Consider the following 18,877-nt stretch of genomic DNA (forward strand, 5'->3'; position numbering starts at 1 on the left):
GTCACACCCCGCTAACTAGGCGGTCCAGAGTGCTGTCTGCATCTTCCTCCGCGTGGAAAGCTTCAGAGGCCATGGTTAAGTTAATTTTGGCCATTTCCATGTAGCCGCGCTGCATTGACTCCCGGATGAAGCGTTTCTTCCGTTCGTTCAAATACAGTTTCATGGCTTGCCTAATAAGCTCACTACGATTGGAGTTCTCCATAGCTACGATTCCATCCACTTCCTGTAACAGATGATCCGGTAAGCTGATCATAATCCTTTTGGTGTTCTGCATATTGGCCATCGTTAAACATCCACCCCCAAAACCTTGTCGACCCAGATCCTTGTGACTCAGTATAGCAATATTCAAGGATATTTATACAAAAGAATATATGCTAAGTGTATATCAAGTATGCTGCATTTCATTATAACCAAAATTGGCATGAGCGTACATACCTGATCATTTCCATCTTTTCGATCATAATGTATATCATTCGATGGACCTAGCATAAATTCCTTCCATTAGGAAGAGAGTTTTGTAGTTTTTTGTCTGCCTGTATCAGGCAAACAACGGGTTAACTAAAATTTGCGGTCTATTTGTGCCTATGTATAGACGGGGCACACGATGAGCCAGCATACAAATCAACTCGTAGTTTATGGTACCGAGCATGGAGGCCAGTTCGTCCGCTGTAATCGTTGCACCGGACTGCCGGCCGATGAGAACAACCTCCTCACCGACTTGGATTTCTTCAGCTTCTTCAGCTAAAGATTGTAGCGAAACCATACATTGGTCCATGCAGATCGTTCCCACGACGGGGACGCGCCGTCCGCGAATAAGCATTTGCGCTTTACCGCTAAGCATCCGTGAATATCCGTCGGCATAGCCTATGGGCAGCGTTGCAATAATCTCTTCCCGGTCCGTCACATATTTCGCTCCGTAGCTTACGGAGGAGTGGGGCGGCAAAGTCTTCACCTGAACGGTTTCCGTCTTAAGAGACAGAACCGGATGAAGCGGAACCTGGGCCTTGTGAACCTCATCGGACGGGTAGAGACCATACAATGCGATGCCGATCCGCACCATCTGGCACGAAATCTCCGGTAAATCAATTGCAACCGCGCTGTTGCCTGTATGTATAATCGGGATATCCAAATCATAATGCTTCAGCGCATGAACCACATTCTGAAAACGTCGGTACTGTTCCAATGTATAGCTCTTATCTTGTTCATCCGCTGTTGCAAAGTGGGTAAATATGCCCTCCACTTCCAATTGCGGCAAGCTCATTGCATGGCGGATGAAATCCAGCGCCTCATCCCCGGGCAAGAGTCCGAGACGCCCCATACCAGAATCGATTTTGATATGAACTTTTAGTTTGCCGGGATACTCAACAGGATCAATAGCCTTTATCTCGTCAAGCACCTCTCCGCTGAACAAAGTAAGCGTAATCCCATTCTCCCATGCCGTACGTATTCCGTGCGGAGGGGTATAGCCCAGAACCAGAATAGGAATGGTCAGACCAGCTTGGCGCAGCTCCAGCGCCTCGTCCAGGAAGGCTACGCTAAGATAGTCGGCACCGTATTGCTCAAGTTCTTTGGCGATGGGCACAGCTCCATGTCCATATGCATTTGCTTTAACGCATGCCAACAGCTTCATGTCCGCCGGTATTCTTCTCCGTAGAGCAGTATAGTTGGCATAAAGCGCGTCCAAATCGATTTCTGCACGGGTAGGTCGATACTTCACTTGCACTTTGTAGGTCACCTTCTCTAATGAGTGAAAATCCATCATCAAACAATACATTAATCGTAATGTTCTAGAAGGCGGCTGTCAATTATACAGAATAAGCCATATTGTGCATATGAAGTCATTTTAACCCATAATCCTGTTTAATCCAAATAAAAAGAAGAGACAGACTGACGGGTTCGATAGCTTCTACAGTCTATCTGAAGTACCGCAAGTCCGCCAGCCTCTTCTTATTTACCCGTATGTTCCTCCATAGACGCGGCGATTTTAACCATTTCGCTCACTGGAAGATTGTCGCTTGTAATACGGAATTCCAATCCATCCACAGTCCAGGTTAATGTCTGCAGCTCATCCCCTGTCAGCAGGCCGGCAGTAAAGCCGAGATCAACGACTGTTCCGGCAACTAGCGAAACCGTGCGATCCGGTGAACGGGATTCAGTTACCGTAAATTGATATGTACCGTCATATCGGAGCAATACGCTGCTTCTATCACTATCATCTACGACTTTGTCATCTTTATACACTACACCTTCAGGCAAATATGTCGGAACAATCACCCCAAATGGCTCGTTCAGCGCCGGTGCGGCAGAACCATCGCTCTCAGCTGCATTCGCTCCGGTCTCGGAAGCGTCCGTCCTCTCCACAAGCATCCCATTCTCATCAACTTCGAGCAGCGTCCCTTTGGCGCGTTGGCCCGCCGTGTCCAGATTATGCTGCATGTCGAATGATTTATCATCAAACTTCGCACCGAAATCAAATTTGTCAAATTTGACCTCGACTACGACTTTCGCTTCGGCGTCCGAAACCTGCACCTGCTTCGGCGCATAGTCGTCTTTGTCCAGCCATATTTTTTGACGTACAAGCGCATGAGTATTATAGTTTGCGGCCACATCGAACACATAGCTGTCCTTATCGCTTACGAATTGGCGCGTGTTGTCGCTCAGGATGCTGCGCACAAGCGTCTGATACAAGTAGACCTGACCTTGGTTCTCCGGCCAATCGCTTTGGAACCGGAAGCTCTTGTTCAGGCTCGGCGTCAACACGTAAACGCCCTGATCGTTCTTAAGGACGATCTGCGTAATGTCCTTCTGGGCATTCGTCAGAGCAATCCGATAAAAAGACGGATTCTGGTACCACACCTCAACCCTGTACTCCTGGGGCTTATCCCCCGTATGAAGCGTCATCGTTCCCGAGCCCTGGTAGCTCTCCAGCTTGGTAACGATTTTGTCCAAATCCTTGACGACACCGTCAGCATCCTTCTTGCCGCACCCGCCCAACACAACACTCAAGCATATCACAATGACTAGCGCCCAAGTGATCAGTCGCATGAAGATCATCCCCTCTGCAGATTGATTTCCTAAACTGATAACATGTCTATGAGGGAACTTGGCCGATTATGCGGACTAGTTTGACAAGCAGGAACTCAGCTTAAAAATGCGCGCTATTTCACAATTTCCAGAACCTGGTCAATGATTTGAGTAGAACCAATCGGCGCAATGCCGCGATTCCATAATTGCTGTTCAACGATGTATACCTGATCTTTTTGAACCGCTTTAATGTTTTTCCACAGTGCCGAGCTCTTTAATTCATCTAACCTGCTCTTGGCTGTATCCTCTACATTCTCCATCAGGAAAATATGATCAGGATTTAGACTCGGCAGCTCTTCCAGTGAAATCGTCTGCATCGCTTTGCCCTCGGCCAGCTTCAAGCCGTTTAAGCCAAGCTCGTGATGAATGATGCGGCCGATACGGATATCATCCACTCCGTATACTCTCAATTCCTTAGGCATCACGCGCATAACGACGAACACCTCATCGCCAGCTCTGCGGTTGAGCTCCTCTTGTGCACTCTCAGCTTTAGTCAAATAATCGTTCAACTTCTGCTGCGCTAGCTCCTCTTGCCCGACGATTCTTCCCAGTTCAAGGAGCAGCTGACGCCAATCGTTCATTAATTCTCCGTCAAGCATAAGGGTGGGCGCTATTTTCCGCAAACTGTCTTCGATATCTTGATGCGAGGGGGCGTAAGCGAGAATTAAATCGGGCTCAGCCTCCAAAAGCGCCTCCAGGTTCGGAGATTCCGATGCGCCTAAAGGGATTACTCCTTCCATTCGATCTGCTATATATGGTAGAAACTGATGATCGACAAGCGACGTCGTTGAGGCATGAGGTTTGATTCCGAGCTCCAGCAAGTGGTCCGCATAGTAATCCAGCAATACGGCTATTCTGATCGGTGTAGCTGGAATTTCCACATCGCCGCTGGCATCCTTGACCGTTCGCGTAATAGGGGAGAGAACTTCCGAGTCTGCAGAAGCATTATTCTGATCAGTCACGGATACGGCAGAGCCGCAACCCGAAATCAATGCAACAGCTAGAATAAAAACTATGGCCATAATAGACCTCATTTTATGGTTCATTCGATATGTATTAGGCACAGTAATTCCTCCGATTCTGGGTTATTGATAATGATTATCATTATCGTTAAAGATTATATGATCATCTCTACGCATTGTCAACATGTGAAAGCTCTTCACACAACAACAAAAAAGAACCCTATAGGGTTCTTTGTGTTAGGCTTAGCTCCCAGATCGCTCAGGTCATGCCGGCTGTTCCAGCACTAAAGGACACCTGCTGCTGCTTTATTAGATGCGCCACTTCTAGGTTTTCCCTTAGATTGATACACCAAGGGTAGTCTTTATCTTGAAATAAATAACCTGAGTATAGGTTTTGCAAGAGCTGAAGCTGACCTGCCGTCAAATCCTTCTGCCCCGATAGTTCCTGGAAATCATATAGATCCACAACGATCGCCCCTTCTGCCTCAAGAACATAGCCCTCATTCATGGTCTTGATCGATAAGGGCAAGGAGAACTCCTCAAACGTCTTCTTTAGCCGGTAGATCGTATTGTATACATTATGAACCGCTCTCGAACCATCCATTTCCGGCCATAGCGTGTCCGCGATGATCCACTTGTTTACGATTTGCCCCTCATTCGCAATGAAATAAGCAAACATTTCTTCCGTTTTTTTCGTTGGCCATTTCACGATTTGTCCGTCCTTATTGGTCGTTTGAAACGAACCAAAGCATTGTACGTTCATGACAGGCGCCTTGAAATTCGAAGCTTCTATGGCGAGCAACCGCTTTATTCGCTCCAATTTGGCGGCAATTTCGTCGATGGACCTGCGCGTAACCGGCTTCAGCAAATAATCCACCGCATCTACGCGGAAGGCATCGGCCGCATATTCCCGGTGGGCCGTTGTAAACACAATTTGCATGGAATCCTGCTTTGCCCGCTCCGCCAGCTGCAATCCATTTAAACCCGGCATGCCAATATCGGTAAAAAGCACGTCAACCTGCAAGCGTGAAATATCCTTCAACGCCTCGAACGGATCGGAATAAGCCCCGATGAGCTCATATTTTGGATGCTCTTCTATGTATCTTTTAATCATATTCAGAGAAAGCCATTCATCCTCTACGATAACTGTTCTAAGCATTGACATCCCACCTACCCTCAGACTGATTTAAACGCAAGTGACAATCGCTGTAGCAAGAGCAGTGCATGTGTTGTGAGATTTCTGTGAGTTCAGCAACTTATGATATACATTATGCCAAAATAAGGAGCTCCCGAAATACGCCCCTTCCTGCGAAGGATTTGATTACAATTTCGGCCGGGAAGATGCGTTTATGAATAGCTTCACATATTTGTAACAAATATTTTTTTATAAAGGCAGGTCTGAAACGAAAAATGAAGTTGAAGCATATGCAAAAAAATTCAATCATGCTCTTTTTGTCTGGAATATCGCTGTTGCTGTCATTTGGAACACATGCTGTACACAAATATACATCTCTGTTCGAGGATCATAAAGCGATGAGCGGGATCAGCCAGTTGTCGCAAGGGTTATCTCTGTTCAAAAGTTTGCTCTTTTTTATCCCGATTGTCCTAATGATATTAAGCCTCCTCATTTACAGGAGGAGCACCAGTTCCCCGGCTTTGCCATGGCTGGTCAGCACAACGCTGACATTCAGCAGCATTTCTATTATTGCGGGCGGCGACGGATTCGTGGAGTACCACTTCTCCATATTTATGACGATTGCGATTATCGCTTACTATGAAAACATTTTAATATTGATCTACAGCACCGCCATATTTGCGGTTCAGCATTTAGCCGGCTATTTCTGGTTCCCGCAGCTGCTCTGCGGCACGTCCGATTACCGGTTCTCGCTGCTGCTTATTCATGCGCTTTATTTAATTCTTACGAGCGGAGCAACGATCTGGTTCGTCTATTCCAAGCAAATACACACTAGTGAATACGAGAAAAAAGTAGCTTCCCAGCAGCAAGCCCTGGATGAAGTTCTGCAAAACATGAACGATTCCAGCAAGTCGGTGCTGAAGGCTGTCAGCCAGCTCTTGTCCGGTGCCGGCCAGTCGGCCAAGGCCAGCCAGGAAATCGTAACATCCATTGAAACGATCTCTGCGGGGGCTTACGAGCAGACGAATAAGCTGGGCTTAGGGGTCGACAGCATTCAAAGCATGGTGGATCAGGTCGGTCACATAAACGAAAATGCTAGTGTAGTTACAGAGAGTTCCCTGGCAACCTCAAAGCAGGTCGTTTATGGACAAGAGAGGATTCATCTGCTGGCGAGCCAGATTCACGTCATTACTTGTGCCGTCAATAATGTGAACGAAGTGATCCAGCAGCTGGCGGAAAGCTCTCAGGAAATCAACAAGCTCGTGGATCTCATATCATCCATCGCGAATCAAACTAATTTACTGGCCCTCAACGCCTCGATCGAAGCAGCCCGAGCCGGAGAACATGGAAGCGGATTTGCCGTGGTCGCCGCGGAAGTTCGCAAGCTGGCTGGACAATCCAATGATTCGGCTGCCGAAATACACAGGAACGTTCAATCTTTCCAAAGCCGCATTGATCAGGTAATCGGTGAAATGAATGTCAGCTTAAGCGAGGTACAGAAAGGCATGGAGCAGATTACCGAGATGCAGCGCGTCTTTGCGGAAATTTCCGAATCTTCAAAAACAGTCGATCAGCAAATTAATGACATCTCCGTCACGACCGATTTACTGCTCCAGCACTCCAAACAGACCAATGACATGATGGTTCAGGTGTCCGAAATAACGTCGGCTTTTTTCTCAAACATTGAGAAAATTTTATCCGCCGCGGAGGAGCAATCCGCATCCTCCGATGCAGTTCATGATATCGCCTTGAACCTGGAATCGCTCGTTGCCGAGCTAGGCGGGATTGTCGGCAGCATTGAGAGGAGCTTATCGGCGGATAAACTATAAACCGTGCAGCAGAAAAGGGCTCTCCCAAAAGCATCCTAGATGACTGAGGGGGCGCCCTTTTTTTCAGAAAGGCTTTCCGTTTCTGCGGAATCCGCTTTCTTCCTTGCCTGATGTCCGATTCTGTAGCTCATCTTATATCTGCAATATCGACACCAAGATGAGAGGCCACGTACTATGCTATGTCGTCTACACTAAATGGAATTCATGCATCTAATAATGGCCAAACGCATGCTTTAAGGGATTAAATGGATTTTATGCACCTAAAATTAATACTCCAGCCCATGATGGCTTTATTACTTCCTCTAACGACATGGAATACAATTAAATTTACTTTCCTTACTTTATGGCAGAAATTAACTACTATAATTCCATTTAGAACGATAAAATTGGCGACTCATGCTCGTCGTAAAGTGAGAGGCCGACATACGCATAAAAAAATTGGATGGAAAACAGATTGTTTTCACATCCAATTTTTTTGTTGGTTTGACTATTTGGACAACCCGATTCCTATTCCCTGATTAGCTTCAGCAAGACGACGGCTGCTTCCGCTCTTGTCGCGAGCGCTTGCGGCTGAAATTTGTTGCCGGGCAGGCCAATCATCACCTGCTGTTCCGTTACCAAACGAACGGCTTCCCGCGCCCATGCGGAAATATGGTCAGCGTCCTCGTACAGCAGAGCACCTGATTCAATCGCAGCGAAATCGACAGCCGATTGTACTCTCAAATCATAAGCCTTAGCCAGGATCAAGGCCATTTGTTCGCGGGTAATCGGTTCATCTGGGGCGAATATGCGATCGCGATAGCCGTGAATCAGCCCATAGTGCTGTGCTCCGGCTATAGTCTTCTGCGCCCAATGTCCTTGCACATCGTCGAACACAGGGGTAATCTGCGCCGCAAATTCATGCTCCTTCAACTCTAGGACCTTGACCAGTAACGTAACGAACTCGGCTCTGGTTAGCTGGCGATTCGGCTGAAAAGTTCCATCAGGGTAACCTTTAATGTACCCCCTTCTTGCAAGCTCCCGGATCGCTTCACTCGCCCAGTGTCCTTCAATGTCGCTCAGGAATACTTGGATATCATTATCACGGCATGGAACGCCCGCCGAGCATTCCAATCCATCCGGCTTGGAGCCTTCTCCAGTCTCCTTGGCTGGAGCCGTGTTATCCCCGCTGGACGGATTTGCGCTGCTGTTGGAAGGGCTGCCGCCATTAGATGGCGATCCTCCACTACCGCCGCCATTCCCGCCGCCTCCCTGCCCGCCGTCATCAATAATAGGCCGAGGAGTTATTTTCACGGTCCGTACAACCTCTTCTGCTGCATTCCCCGCTGCATCAGAGACGTTATAGCGCAAAATATACTCGCCGACAGCACCTGTATCAACCTGACCGGACACCCTGATCTTACGGGTAATATCTCCGTCCACATCATCCGCAGCTGAGGCTCCCGGATCTTCAAAGGAACTGCCTTGTACAACGCTTATAATCGGATCGCCCGTTAACGTAATGACTGGCCGATTGCGGTCAATATTCGTAATTTCAATTTGCTTCACCGTTTCATTGCCGGCCTCATCCTTGGCATAGAAGCTGATCCAGCCGTTATCCACGGCGATGACTTCCGGCAATAGCGGATCCCCGTGATCATCGAAGTACGGCGGCTCATGAAATCCGAACGCCATTTTCTCTGCGATCAGGTTTACTCGCGAGTAAACAGATGTAGTCACAGTGACGTTCTGGTTCGTAGATGCCGTCGGATATACCGTAAGCTTAATGACTGGTATATCCCTATGGATATTCGTGATTTCGATCGTTTGTACGGCAGCATTGCCGGCACGATCCTTGGCGTAAACCGTGTAAATATCATTCAACTCAGCTTCAAAGGAGCCTGATCCGCCAAATGCCGTACCGGCCAGCTCAAAATAACTGACAGGCTGATCTCCAGCCGCCCATTTCACTTCGCTGATCCCGCTTAAACGGTCATATACGTCGGCGGTTACCGTCACGCTCTGATTGGTCGGCAAACTGCTCCCTATGCTGAGATGAATCGTCGGCTCTGTTCCGTCATAATTGCTTACCACAATTGTCTCTGCGGCCCCATTCCCTGCATGATCCTCTGCGTAGACCGTATACTCTCCATTTTGGCTGACCTGAAAAGAATTTTGGAATGAAACTCCTCCGCCATTTTGAAAAAACGAGACAGGCTGCCGTCCCTCATTCCATTTCAAGGCCACGTGATCATCCGTATTATCGTCAGCTGCTGCGGTGATTGTGACAGGCTGATTCGTCCAATCCACTGGATCCAAGCTCACATCCAGCTGCGGAGCCTCGACGTCGATACGGCTCACCTCAATATCGGCACTTACCTCGAACCCGGCTTTGTCCTTGGCATATACCGTATAAACTCCATTCTCATGTACTAGGAATCGGGTATCGTCCGTATTCAGGGCAACACGCTGCCCATTCGGCCCCTGCTTGGCCCACTCCAGCTCGGCAATCCCGCTCCCGTTGCCGATATAGTTAATATTTACGGCAACAGGCTGATTGCTCCAGCTCGTTGAAGATAAAGAGAGGGTAAGGCTCGGGCCAGTCTTGAAAATATTTGTTATGGTGATCGTCTGTACAGTTCCATTCCCAGCTCCGTCCTCGGCATACACCGTGTAAATACCATTCTCGGAAACAGGGAAATTGTCGTTAAACACACTGCCACCCTGAGTGAAATAGGCGGTATTGTGATCCCCCTGGGCCCACTTCAGCTCAGCTATTCCGCTCTCCTGATCAGCTGCGCTGGCGCTAACCATCACGTCCTGGCTCGTTGGCGCCCCTGTGGAAGGCGTTAATGTTAGGCTGGGCGGAATGAGGTCGATTTGATCGATGGTAATGGTCTGAATCGTCTCATTGCCAATCTGGTCCACAGCATAGACGGTATATTTGCCATTGCTATCGGCAAGGAATGTATTATTCACGATTAAGGCGCCGCCCGAACGGAAATAATCGGCTGTCTGCTGCCCAGCAGCCCATTTGAACTGCCCCGAATTCAAACCGCTCTGAACATCTTCTGCATTCGCCGTAACCGGAATCGGCTGATTCGTCCATCCCTGCTGCTTCGTAAAGACCTCCAGCGTCGGTGCCATGCGGTCAATATTCGTAACTTCAGTGACTGCAATGCTTTCATTGCCGACGTGATCTCTCGCGTACCAGGTATACTTGCCGTTATCGGTCGCTATAAAGTAATTTCCAGGCACTGTGGTTCCATAAATTCGCATGGATGAGGCGTCATGTTCGCCCTTCAACCATTTCTGTGCAGCAACGCCAGAGTCATCATCTCTGACGGAACCAACGACGTACACATTCTGCTGTGTCCAAACTGTGGGTGAATGTCTAAGTTCAATAATGATTGGCGGAGTTTTATCAACGTGAACCTTGCTCCCGTCCGTAGTAGCGTCGAGCTGGCCGCGCCGCTGTCCTGTTTCATCCTCATATTCGAGCATAAACGGGACAGGGCCTTCAGGAAAGGAAGAATCCAGCATCAAGGCAGCTTTCCAGTTTTTACGGTTGCCATTTTGCACCACCTGAACCTCCTGCCCGGCAATTCGCACGACGGGGGGCTTCAGATAAAATGCAGAGGAAATGGATAGCGTGACCGTATCTCCGGCCTGCGCGTACTTTGGAGCGTTCTGATTACTCGATGAGATACTCACTTTCTGTATCGTATCGACGTTTAACGTATAAGTGCCTGAAGATCTGCTGAAATCAAGCGTTTTGGCCTCGCCGTCCCAAGTGGTCTCATAATAACTTAAGGTCGCCCATATCGCTTCTGCAGGAACCGAATCCCCTTCCAATACAGTGACACCGTCCAGGCTGTATCTGTATTTTTGGTTGTGAATAGAATTTCCTTGGCCTAAACCGCCGTCGAAATTGCTGACCGTGATCCATCTAGCATCAGTAGGAAGTCCGTACCAATAATCGCTGATGAATCGTTTCTCGGTCGTTATTCCGTCACGACTGTAATAGATTTCTATCCCATTGCTCAAACCTCGGATCGGCATAAACGTTGCCCACTTCGCGTTGGAAGGCAGCTGACTAAAGTTTAAATCAATATAGAATAAATCCTTTCCATCACTATAGCGATGCGACATCGTTGCGAATCCGCTCGGATTGTAATTAATGATATTAATCGTCTCGGCTTGAATCTGCTCGGCAGAAGCTCTGCTTGCAGGTCCGGCAAATAAGAGCATCGCAGTAAAACAGATCATTGATAACAAACCAATAAAACTTGTTCTATCCGGGTATTTAATAGTACACTCTCCTTTCTAGATCAGCCCATCACTTCAAATTGTAGATGGTCAAAAATGAATTAAACATCCCCCGATCGAGGGATATTTATAATGACTTTCCACGAGAGGAGTTCAATCAAAAAAAGGCATACAGCTCTTTTGCCGTATACCTTCTATCGTTTCACCATAGCTTAGCCTATCTGCGCTCTTCCTCATCCAGCAATCCAATCGTTTTGGCGATCGCAGCAGCCTTCATGCGCCGGTCCACCTTCAGCTTCTCAAATATGTTCTTGAGATGCGTTTTAACCGTTTCGCTCGTAACCGTTAATGTGGCAGCTATTTCTTTATTGGACAGCCCTTCGGATACGAGCTTTAGCACCTCCTGCTCTCTTGTAGTTAATGCACGCCGGATCTCTGCCTGCCCGTCCAGCTCTATGACTCGGTCGTGATCATGTTGAGCTCCAACAGCAAAGGCTGACGACCTGGATTTTAGCACAAACAAAGCCTGTGAGGCTAGATTGTTGATGACATGAAATCGCTCTGCTGCAAAATACTCTGTTGTAAGCAAATTCTCCATGTACAGCAAAGCATGAACCTCATTGTGGCTCACGATAGGCATGCAAAGAGCAGTCCCGCCGATCTTGCTTCCTGCAGCCAGAGATGTCTTCAGGCATGCTTCCCGCGTCTCCGCTGCCTGCATTATCGTTTTATCCTGAAGCGCTCCGGCGACTAGCTCTCTTCTAATATACGGGTATGTATCAATAGGAATGTGCTGAAGCGAAGAGACGATGGCATGACTTTCAAGCTTGGCTTCTATGTTCACGTACCATTGATTATCGCTGGGAGTGATAAGCAAGCCGCGCTGTGCTCCTGCGTTTTTTATGATAAGCTGCATGAATTGCTCTGCGATTTGTTCCCCGTTCATATGGTCTGCGAATATTTCAGACGCTTGAACGATAGCGGCCAAATCCAAAACTTGAGGATAACTGACAATATTATCGGTGACAACCAGTGTAGTCCGCTGAGCTTGTACGTGATGATCTCCTGAAGAAAAGGTTATTTCCTTCTTATGCCTGGGTAGTCCGGTATTTGGCGGATCGTTCCCCCCGCTTACGTCTATCCACCATTTCTCCCGGACAACACTGCTGTTCCCGTTCTCTAATAAAGCATGCTCGCCTAGCTGCTCCAAAACGGCTTTCATGCTTGGATAACGACTGTCTGGGTTCTTAGCCAGCATTTTCATGACGATATCCGAGATGAGCGGAGGAACCATCTGATTTGTTTCATATAATGGCACTGGCTGCCGGGCCAGATGGGCGTGCGCCCAATCTAGCGCTCCTCGTGCCGTGAAAGGAAGCCTGCTGGCAAATAATTCATAGAAGGCCATCCCCAAAGAATAGATATCCGATCGAACGTCAACCGGATAATCCATTCGTCCCGTCTGCTCTGGCGACATATATACCGGATTTCCTTCCAAGCTGCTCTGGCCTTGCTCCTTCCGTTCATTCATTTGTACGGCATATCCAAATCCAGTCAGGAACACTTCATCCGTATGACGCTGAATGAGCAAGGTGTCGGGCCTGATATTTAAATGAAGCACTTGCCGGTCATGAAGCTCCTGCAAGCGTGTCACGACGTTCTTCATGATATGAATATACAGATCAGGTGTCACAGCCACCATGGACCAATAATCCCGTAAGGTTAAAGCGTAAATCGGTTCATACTCCAGCACCATCACATTTTTAAAATTCATATAGGAAGTAGGCTTGAGAAGACCCTTCATATCCAGCTCGCTCAAAAAGTTAAACTCATGAATAAGCTTGGCGTTTTCAATCGTTGTGCTTCTGCCGTTTTTAACGATTTTTAATAACACGTGCTTAGACGTCTGTTCTATAGCGCCAAATGCAACTAAAAGATAAGAATCCTCGTAAACCGTCCGTGTGATCGAGTAACCGGGAATGTTTATCATTACGCTACAATCCTTTTTAACTGTGATATACCTCATTATAAACTAAAACGGTCAGCCTAATAGATTCTGAGCGTAAAAATCCTCGTCAATTTCGAAAAAAAAAGAGCCTCCCGGGCTCCCATAAATAAGGACTATGTTCCTCTTACAGCGTTACCAGCCTGCGCCGCCGTCTTCTCCGTCTTTCCAGCAGCAAGATGGCAAGCAAATCAAACAGCACGAGCGGAATGATAAACGGAGCAAACGCTGCATGGGCCTTGCTGCCCCGCTCATGGACGGACGACACTTGAAGGTACAGCTTATTCCCGCTTACCTTGACGATTTTACCGTACAGCACCGCCCCGGTCTTTGTTTTGATTTTGACCCGCTTATTCAAATGCTTCCTCGCCTGATCACTGATCTTCACCAAGCTATATCACCTCCCCGGCTCATGACACAATATACGCGTCATTTGCCGGGGGAGTGTGGACGATTGCCCAACATACAAGATATATCATCCTCAAGAGGAAACGGCTTGTCCTTCCCGCTCGGTACGAGCCTGCTCCAGCTTCAGCATGCTCCGATGGGCCAAATACAAAAATGGGACGCCGGCAAAGGTCGCCAATCCAAGGAGAGCAAAGATAAGCTGCGACGAGGCAACCCCCAGGCCCTGGAGCAGAAAGCCGCCCAGTAAAGGCGCCAAGACCATTCCCAGATTATTAAAACCAAACATGCCAAAGTACGCTCCCCGCAGCTCAGGCTCCGCTATGCGATCGACAAGCACATCCGTTGCCGTGAATACCAGCACTTCGCCTACCGTAAATATAACGACGCATATCATTAAAAAGGGAAGTGTATCCGACATCCCGAAAAAAATAAGGCTTGCTCCTGTGAATAAATTACCAGCAATGATCGGCAGTGCCGGTGCAAAGCGGGCAGCCAGCCGAACGAGAGGATATTGAACCGCCAGCACGACTACCGCATTGAGCGATATCAGGTAACTGAACCATTTGACTCCCTCCTCGATTCGCGGGCTCATCTCCATATACTGCGCCAGTGTCGAGTCGAAATGTCCATAACCGAGCACGCAGAAAATCATCCCGATCAGCACCAGCATAAATGTCCGGTTTCCGCTCGTCGCTTTCAAAGCCCCGCCGATGCTAAGCCGCTGCTCATTTCCTGTGCTCGCCTGTCCAAGCTCGTGATAACGCCAAAATTGTACGACCAGACAGATGCCATAACAGGCGTATACTACAGCAGCTATTAAAAACACACTGTTGGAATCGGAAGCGCCTACCTGCAGTCCGAGCAGCGGTCCGATGACAACCCCAATGTTAATGGCCGCATACCGCAGATTGAATACGAGCAGCTTGCTTTCCTTGGGGGTAATATCGGCAAGAAGCGCGCGGGAAGTAGGCTCGAACGTCGCCCTGCACAAACCGTTTAAAGCATTCATAATGAAGAAAATCCATATTTTATTCGCAAATGCAAATCCTACAAACACGAGCACCCAACCGAAAATCGCAATGAAGAGCACTTTTTTGCGCCCGATAACATCGGAGATATAACCGCCGTTAAAGCTGGCAAATACGCCAATCAGCGAGCTAACAGCTACGACGATCCCTGTCTCTGCCGGCGTAGCTCCCATGGAGCGGATCAGATAAATCGACAAGAACGGGATGCTCATCGAAATTGCAGTACGGCCAAAAATCGTGCCGATGATGATCGTCCAGGACAACGGGTGAATTTGTTTCAAATGAGCGTTCATTTATGCGCCTTCTTTATTTACAATTTATTCAAAACTATTCAACCATTTAACTCTTATTTTTTTAAACTGTCAAGATCTATGCCAGACTGCGAATGTGGTAAAATGAAGTCCAATCCATAGTCCAATTCCTGGGAACTAAAAGAATAGGAAGGTAACCTTTATGAATCAAAACATACTGCTTGTAGAAGACGATGGTTCGATCAGCGAAATGGTTATTAATTGCTTATCCAAAGAAGGGTTCTCTATTACGCTCGCCCGCGACGGGGAGGAGGCCCTGCGCTTATTCGGCGAGCAGAGCTATGCGCTTGTGCTGCTGGATCTCATGCTGCCTTACTTAAATGGCATGGATTTCCTCAAGAAAATCAGGGAGCATAGCCGGGTCCCCGTGCTCATTGTGTCAGCGAAGGATAGTGAAGTAGATAAAGCGCTGGGACTTGGCTTTGGAGCGGACGATTACATCGCCAAGCCTTTCTCCTTGATTGAATTGACCGCCCGCGTCAAAGCCGCAATTCGGCGGGCGACGGAGTATTCGGATGCGGGAGGCTCCGCTTCCCACAGCCCGAAGATCATCACCGTGAAGGACATGACCATGGATATCGACAATATCCGGCTGACCAAACATGGGCGTGAAATTCATCTGACCGCTAAAGAGTGGAGCATCCTGAAGCTGCTGTTTACCTATCCGAGAAAGATATTCACTAAAGAGCAGATCTACCGCTCTGTTTGGGGAGACGAGTACTACGGCGATGAGAACATGATTAACGTTCATATAAGCCGGCTGCGCGACAAAATCGAGGACCATCCTTCCTCCCCGCAATATATCAAGACCATATGGGGCATCGGCTACAAATTGGGGGATTTTCAGGAATGACCGCTTTACTGTGGCTTTTGACCGCCCTTCTTGCCGGATCGATCGGCTGGAACCTGATTCAATTTGCCGCGCGGAAGAAGCGTGATGCCAGCCTAGCGGAGATATCCAGCAAGTTAAGACGCATTGTCGCTAATGAAACCTCTGAACGGCTGCTGCTCTTTACCGATGATAAGTATTTGCAAGAGCTGGTCCAAGACATCGAGGGGGTATTGTCCAGCAGCCAGAAAATGGCAGTTCGGTACGCCAGAACCGAGCAGTCCATGCGAAAAATGCTGGCGAATATTTCGCATGATTTAAAGACGCCGCTCACCGTCATTCTGGGATACGTCGAAATGATTCAAGCCGATCCTGCCATGGATGAAGCCGAACGAAGCCGCCTGTTTCGCCACGTACAGCACAAAACGACTGAAATCATTGCGTTGATCCATTCTTTTTTTGACCTGGCGAAATTGGAATCCGGGGACCGGCAGATTGAGACCATGAAAGTACATATGAATGAAATTTGCCGTAAAAATATATTGTCCTTGTACGAGTGGGTTCAATCCAGCGGGATGGAAGCCGTTATCGACATTCCCGACCACCCTATATACGCCTATGGAAATGAGGAAGCATTAGAAAGAGTCTTAAACAATCTGCTCTCCAACGCGATCCGATACGGACATGACGGGGGAGTGCTTGGTCTGGCCCTTGCTGCGGACGAAACCCACGTGACGATAGAAGTATGGGACCGGGGCAAAGGCATTCAGGAGCAGAATCTGGAGCGCGTATTTGAGCGCATGTTTACGCTCGAGGAATCAAGGAATCGCGCCTTCCAAGGCAGCGGACTGGGTCTGACGATTACCAAAAGACTGGTGGAGGCGATGGACGGATCGATTACGCTGAGCAGCGTACCCTTCCAGAAGACGGTATTCACAATCATGCTGTATCGCGCGGCCGAGACAAATGTAAGATTTTCTTAAGATTTATATCACAAATAAGATAATTTCTGCAGCTAGAATGAGTTCGTAAGATCACGGAAGGAGCCATGCCAATGGAATATATTATTCAGACCCGCGGGCTGAGCAAAGCCTACAAAGGGAAAGAAACCATCAGCAATGTGAATATGAAGGTTCGACGGGGAGAGATTTACGGTTTCCTCGGGCCAAACGGCGCAGGTAAAACCACCATTATGAAGATGCTGACCAATCTCGTAAAACCCACGACAGGGGAGATTCTGCTGTTCAACGAACGATTGACGGCTGCTTCCTACGAAGTGTTGGGACGGCTTGGCAGCATCATCGAGTACCCGATATTTTATGAGAAGATGACAGCTGTGCAAAACTTGGAGCTGCATGGCGAATATATGGGCTACCATAACAAGCAGGCCATTCAGGAAGCTCTGGATATGGTCCATTTAAGAGATACCGGCCAGAAACCGGTGAAGGAATTTTCTCTGGGCATGAAGCAGCGGCTCGGCATTGCCAGGGCGATCATGACCAAACCCGAACTGCTCATTCTGGATGAGCCGATAAACGGGCTTGATCCGTTAGGAATTCAGGAAATGCGGCAATTGTTCCGAACCTTGAGCAGGGAGTACGGAATTACCCTGTTAATCTCCACTCATCTGCTGGCCGAAATCGAGCAGATTGCAGATACGATCGGTGTAATCAGCGACGGACGGCTAATTGATGAAGTGTCCATGGAAAGCATTCGGGGACAAAATACGGAGTTTATCGAGTTAATTACAGCTGAACCCAGCCGGGCGGCCGCCATTTTGGATCACCAGCTGCGGATTTCCAATTTCAAAGTGCTGCATGACCGGATCATTCGCGTTTACGATCCGTCGATAGGTCAAGGGGAGATTGTTCGGGCATTAGTGCAACAGAACATCGAAATCGAGGCGATCAACAAGAAATCGATGTCCCTGGAGGAATATTTCCTGGATCTGATCCAACGCAGCAACAACCATATGAAGGGGGCATCATAAATGATCAAGCTTATGAAGATGGAGCTGAAAAAGCATTCGCTGGGGTGGTATTTCAGCAGTGCGTTTGTCGCCAGCCTGTGCAGCATAGCCCTACTCGTATTGATTAATTATGTAGAAACGCCAAGTGAAGTTCCCCTAAGAGATTTAGATGAGGCTTTGGTTATCGTCGGAGCTTTTGCGAGAGTAACCTGCGTCATTCTAAGCGGAGTACTGGTAGCTAAGCTAATCGTTGAAGAATACAAGAACAAGACCATCTTCATCCTCTTCTCTTATCCGATTAGCCGTAAAAAATTGCTCGGTGCGAAGCTGCTGTTCATCACGATCTTAACTTTCATCACCGTCTTTGTGACCAATTTGTTATCCGCAGGCTTGCTGATGCTGCTCAATTCTTACCTTCATTTCATTCCCGGTAACGCAGATACGGCCTTCTTGCTTAAGCAGCTGTTATCGATGCTCACCTTCTCGGTTGCTACGGCGGGCACCAGCATAATTCCCCTGTATTTCGGCATGCGCAAGCATTCTGTACCTGCGACGATTGTATCCGCCATTGTTATCGTTGCGCTAATCAGCTCGCACAATCCGGAGTTCTCGATCGCCTCGATCGTTTACGTCCCGTTGGCCCTGGCTGTTGTCGGCGTGCTTATAGCCGCTTGGACGATTCGTAACGTGGAGACAGCCGACGTCGGGTAGAATCATCTAAAACTACCGCTTAACGCTGCTGCTTGTCGCGGTTTGCCTTCATTTTTTCGTGAAGCACATCCTTGAACCGGACGGACTTGCGGGGATCGTCATTTTTCCTGGAAAAAGGCATAATCGGTGATCTTGGATGCTGGGAGTAATAGGGCAATGCGCCATGAACGATAATGTCCATACTGTTCTCGCTCCTTTCATCGCTTTGGTGTTACTTAACCCGTTACCGCATGCTTTAAACTTATTACGTGGAAAAAGGGAATAAAGTTGCAGTTCAGGCGGACGTGGATAATTCATTGTTCCGCCTTATCTGTATTGTAGGTATATTGTGGAACATGGTACATTAGACTTAACTAGT

15 protein-coding genes are annotated in these 18,877 nt (G+C 48.2%); 5 read left to right on the forward strand and 10 right to left on the reverse strand.

The features are described 5' to 3' along the window. Nucleotide 1 precedes the first annotated feature (1 nt). The 5 genes from MKX50_RS19325 to MKX50_RS19345 all read right to left on the reverse strand — a co-directional run bounded on the left by MKX50_RS19325 (nt 2) and on the right by MKX50_RS19345 (nt 5,205). On the reverse strand, nt 2-283 hold the full coding sequence (locus MKX50_RS19325) for a ribbon-helix-helix protein, CopG family (protein ID WP_019638235.1): 282 nt from the start codon (nt 281-283) through the stop codon (nt 2-4). 255 nt (nt 284-538) lie between these two features. Beyond that, complete coding sequence (gene alr, locus MKX50_RS19330) at nt 539-1,723, reverse strand: alanine racemase (protein WP_213594439.1); 1,185 nt, start codon at nt 1,721-1,723, stop codon at nt 539-541. A gap of 224 nt (nt 1,724-1,947) precedes the next feature. Further along, a complete protein-coding gene (locus tag MKX50_RS19335) occupies nt 1,948-3,045 on the reverse strand; it encodes a DUF4367 domain-containing protein (protein WP_339157603.1) in 1,098 nt (365 codons plus the stop codon). A 113-nt stretch (nt 3,046-3,158) separates the two neighbouring features. Further along, nucleotides 3,159-4,106, reverse strand: a complete 948-nt coding sequence (locus tag MKX50_RS19340) for an ABC transporter substrate-binding protein (protein ID WP_213594435.1) — start codon at nt 4,104-4,106, stop codon at nt 3,159-3,161. A 199-nt stretch (nt 4,107-4,305) separates the two neighbouring features. After that, entirely contained in the window at nt 4,306-5,205 is a 900-nt protein-coding gene (locus MKX50_RS19345; protein ID WP_213594433.1) for a response regulator, read from the reverse strand. A gap of 284 nt (nt 5,206-5,489) precedes the next feature. On the opposite strand from MKX50_RS19345, the gene MKX50_RS19350 reads away from it, so the two are divergent. Beyond that, nucleotides 5,490-7,010 carry a methyl-accepting chemotaxis protein gene (locus MKX50_RS19350; protein ID WP_339157604.1) on the forward strand — a complete coding sequence of 507 codons (1,521 nt, stop codon included), beginning with the start codon at nt 5,490-5,492 and terminating at the stop codon, nt 7,008-7,010. A gap of 507 nt (nt 7,011-7,517) precedes the next feature. Here MKX50_RS19350 and MKX50_RS19355 read toward each other — a convergent pair. The 4 genes from MKX50_RS19355 to MKX50_RS19370 form a co-directional block, all read right to left on the reverse strand. Further along, nucleotides 7,518-11,258, reverse strand: a complete 3,741-nt coding sequence (locus tag MKX50_RS19355; protein WP_339157605.1) for an S-layer homology domain-containing protein — start codon at nt 11,256-11,258, stop codon at nt 7,518-7,520. A 217-nt stretch (nt 11,259-11,475) separates the two neighbouring features. Then, nucleotides 11,476-13,248 (reverse strand): LuxR C-terminal-related transcriptional regulator, encoded by a 1,773-nt coding sequence (locus tag MKX50_RS19360; protein WP_213594427.1) that lies wholly within the window; start codon nt 13,246-13,248, stop codon nt 11,476-11,478. Nucleotides 13,249-13,390: 142 nt separating this feature from the next. After that, nucleotides 13,391-13,651 (reverse strand): hypothetical protein, encoded by a 261-nt coding sequence (locus MKX50_RS19365; RefSeq protein ID WP_213594565.1) that lies wholly within the window; start codon nt 13,649-13,651, stop codon nt 13,391-13,393. 93 nt (nt 13,652-13,744) lie between these two features. Next, on the reverse strand, nt 13,745-14,992 hold the full coding sequence (locus tag MKX50_RS19370) for an MFS transporter (protein WP_213594425.1): 1,248 nt from the start codon (nt 14,990-14,992) through the stop codon (nt 13,745-13,747). A 160-nt stretch (nt 14,993-15,152) separates the two neighbouring features. On the opposite strand from MKX50_RS19370, the gene MKX50_RS19375 reads away from it, so the two are divergent. From MKX50_RS19375 to MKX50_RS19390, 4 genes are all read left to right on the forward strand, one after another. Further along, nucleotides 15,153-15,863: a response regulator transcription factor gene (locus MKX50_RS19375; protein ID WP_213594424.1), complete on the forward strand. Its 711-nt coding sequence runs from the start codon at nt 15,153-15,155 to the stop codon at nt 15,861-15,863. After that, a complete protein-coding gene (locus tag MKX50_RS19380) occupies nt 15,860-16,822 on the forward strand; it encodes a sensor histidine kinase (protein ID WP_213594423.1) in 963 nt (320 codons plus the stop codon). Before MKX50_RS19375 ends, MKX50_RS19380 begins: the two co-directional genes overlap by 4 nt. 71 nt (nt 16,823-16,893) lie before the next feature. Then, nucleotides 16,894-17,829 (forward strand): ABC transporter ATP-binding protein, encoded by a 936-nt coding sequence (locus MKX50_RS19385; protein WP_213594422.1) that lies wholly within the window; start codon nt 16,894-16,896, stop codon nt 17,827-17,829. Then, a complete protein-coding gene (locus tag MKX50_RS19390) occupies nt 17,830-18,519 on the forward strand; it encodes an ABC transporter permease (RefSeq protein ID WP_339157606.1) in 690 nt (229 codons plus the stop codon). A gap of 19 nt (nt 18,520-18,538) precedes the next feature. Here the strand turns inward: MKX50_RS19390 and MKX50_RS19395 are convergent, their stop codons facing one another. Further along, nucleotides 18,539-18,700 carry a hypothetical protein gene (locus tag MKX50_RS19395; protein WP_213594420.1) on the reverse strand — a complete coding sequence of 54 codons (162 nt, stop codon included), beginning with the start codon at nt 18,698-18,700 and terminating at the stop codon, nt 18,539-18,541. Nucleotides 18,701-18,877: the final 177 nt, after the last annotated feature.

The organism is Paenibacillus sp. FSL W8-0186, from assembly GCF_037969765.1.
GTDB lineage: Bacteria > Bacillota > Bacilli > Paenibacillales > Paenibacillaceae > Fontibacillus > Fontibacillus woosongensis.

Bases quoted from the DNA above. Each gene is read 5' to 3' on its own strand.
- MKX50_RS19325 (WP_019638235.1), bottom strand. From the start codon at position 283: ATGGCCAATATGCAGAACACCAAAAGGATTATGATCAGCTTACCGGAT.
- MKX50_RS19395 (WP_213594420.1), bottom strand. From the start codon at position 18,700: ATGGACATTATCGTTCATGGCGCATTGCCCTATTACTCCCAGCATCCA.
- MKX50_RS19385 (WP_213594422.1), top strand. From the start codon at position 16,894: ATGGAATATATTATTCAGACCCGCGGGCTGAGCAAAGCCTACAAAGGG.
- MKX50_RS19355 (WP_339157605.1), bottom strand. From the start codon at position 11,258: ATGATCTGTTTTACTGCGATGCTCTTATTTGCCGGACCTGCAAGCAGA.
- MKX50_RS19390 (WP_339157606.1), top strand. From the start codon at position 17,830: ATGATCAAGCTTATGAAGATGGAGCTGAAAAAGCATTCGCTGGGGTGG.
- MKX50_RS19360 (WP_213594427.1), bottom strand. From the start codon at position 13,248: ATGATAAACATTCCCGGTTACTCGATCACACGGACGGTTTACGAGGAT.
- MKX50_RS19345 (WP_213594433.1), bottom strand. From the start codon at position 5,205: ATGCTTAGAACAGTTATCGTAGAGGATGAATGGCTTTCTCTGAATATG.
- MKX50_RS19370 (WP_213594425.1), bottom strand. From the start codon at position 14,992: ATGAACGCTCATTTGAAACAAATTCACCCGTTGTCCTGGACGATCATC.
- MKX50_RS19340 (WP_213594435.1), bottom strand. From the start codon at position 4,106: ATGGCCATAGTTTTTATTCTAGCTGTTGCATTGATTTCGGGTTGCGGC.
- MKX50_RS19335 (WP_339157603.1), bottom strand. From the start codon at position 3,045: ATGCGACTGATCACTTGGGCGCTAGTCATTGTGATATGCTTGAGTGTT.
- MKX50_RS19380 (WP_213594423.1), top strand. From the start codon at position 15,860: ATGACCGCTTTACTGTGGCTTTTGACCGCCCTTCTTGCCGGATCGATC.
- MKX50_RS19350 (WP_339157604.1), top strand. From the start codon at position 5,490: ATGCTCTTTTTGTCTGGAATATCGCTGTTGCTGTCATTTGGAACACAT.
- MKX50_RS19375 (WP_213594424.1), top strand. From the start codon at position 15,153: ATGAATCAAAACATACTGCTTGTAGAAGACGATGGTTCGATCAGCGAA.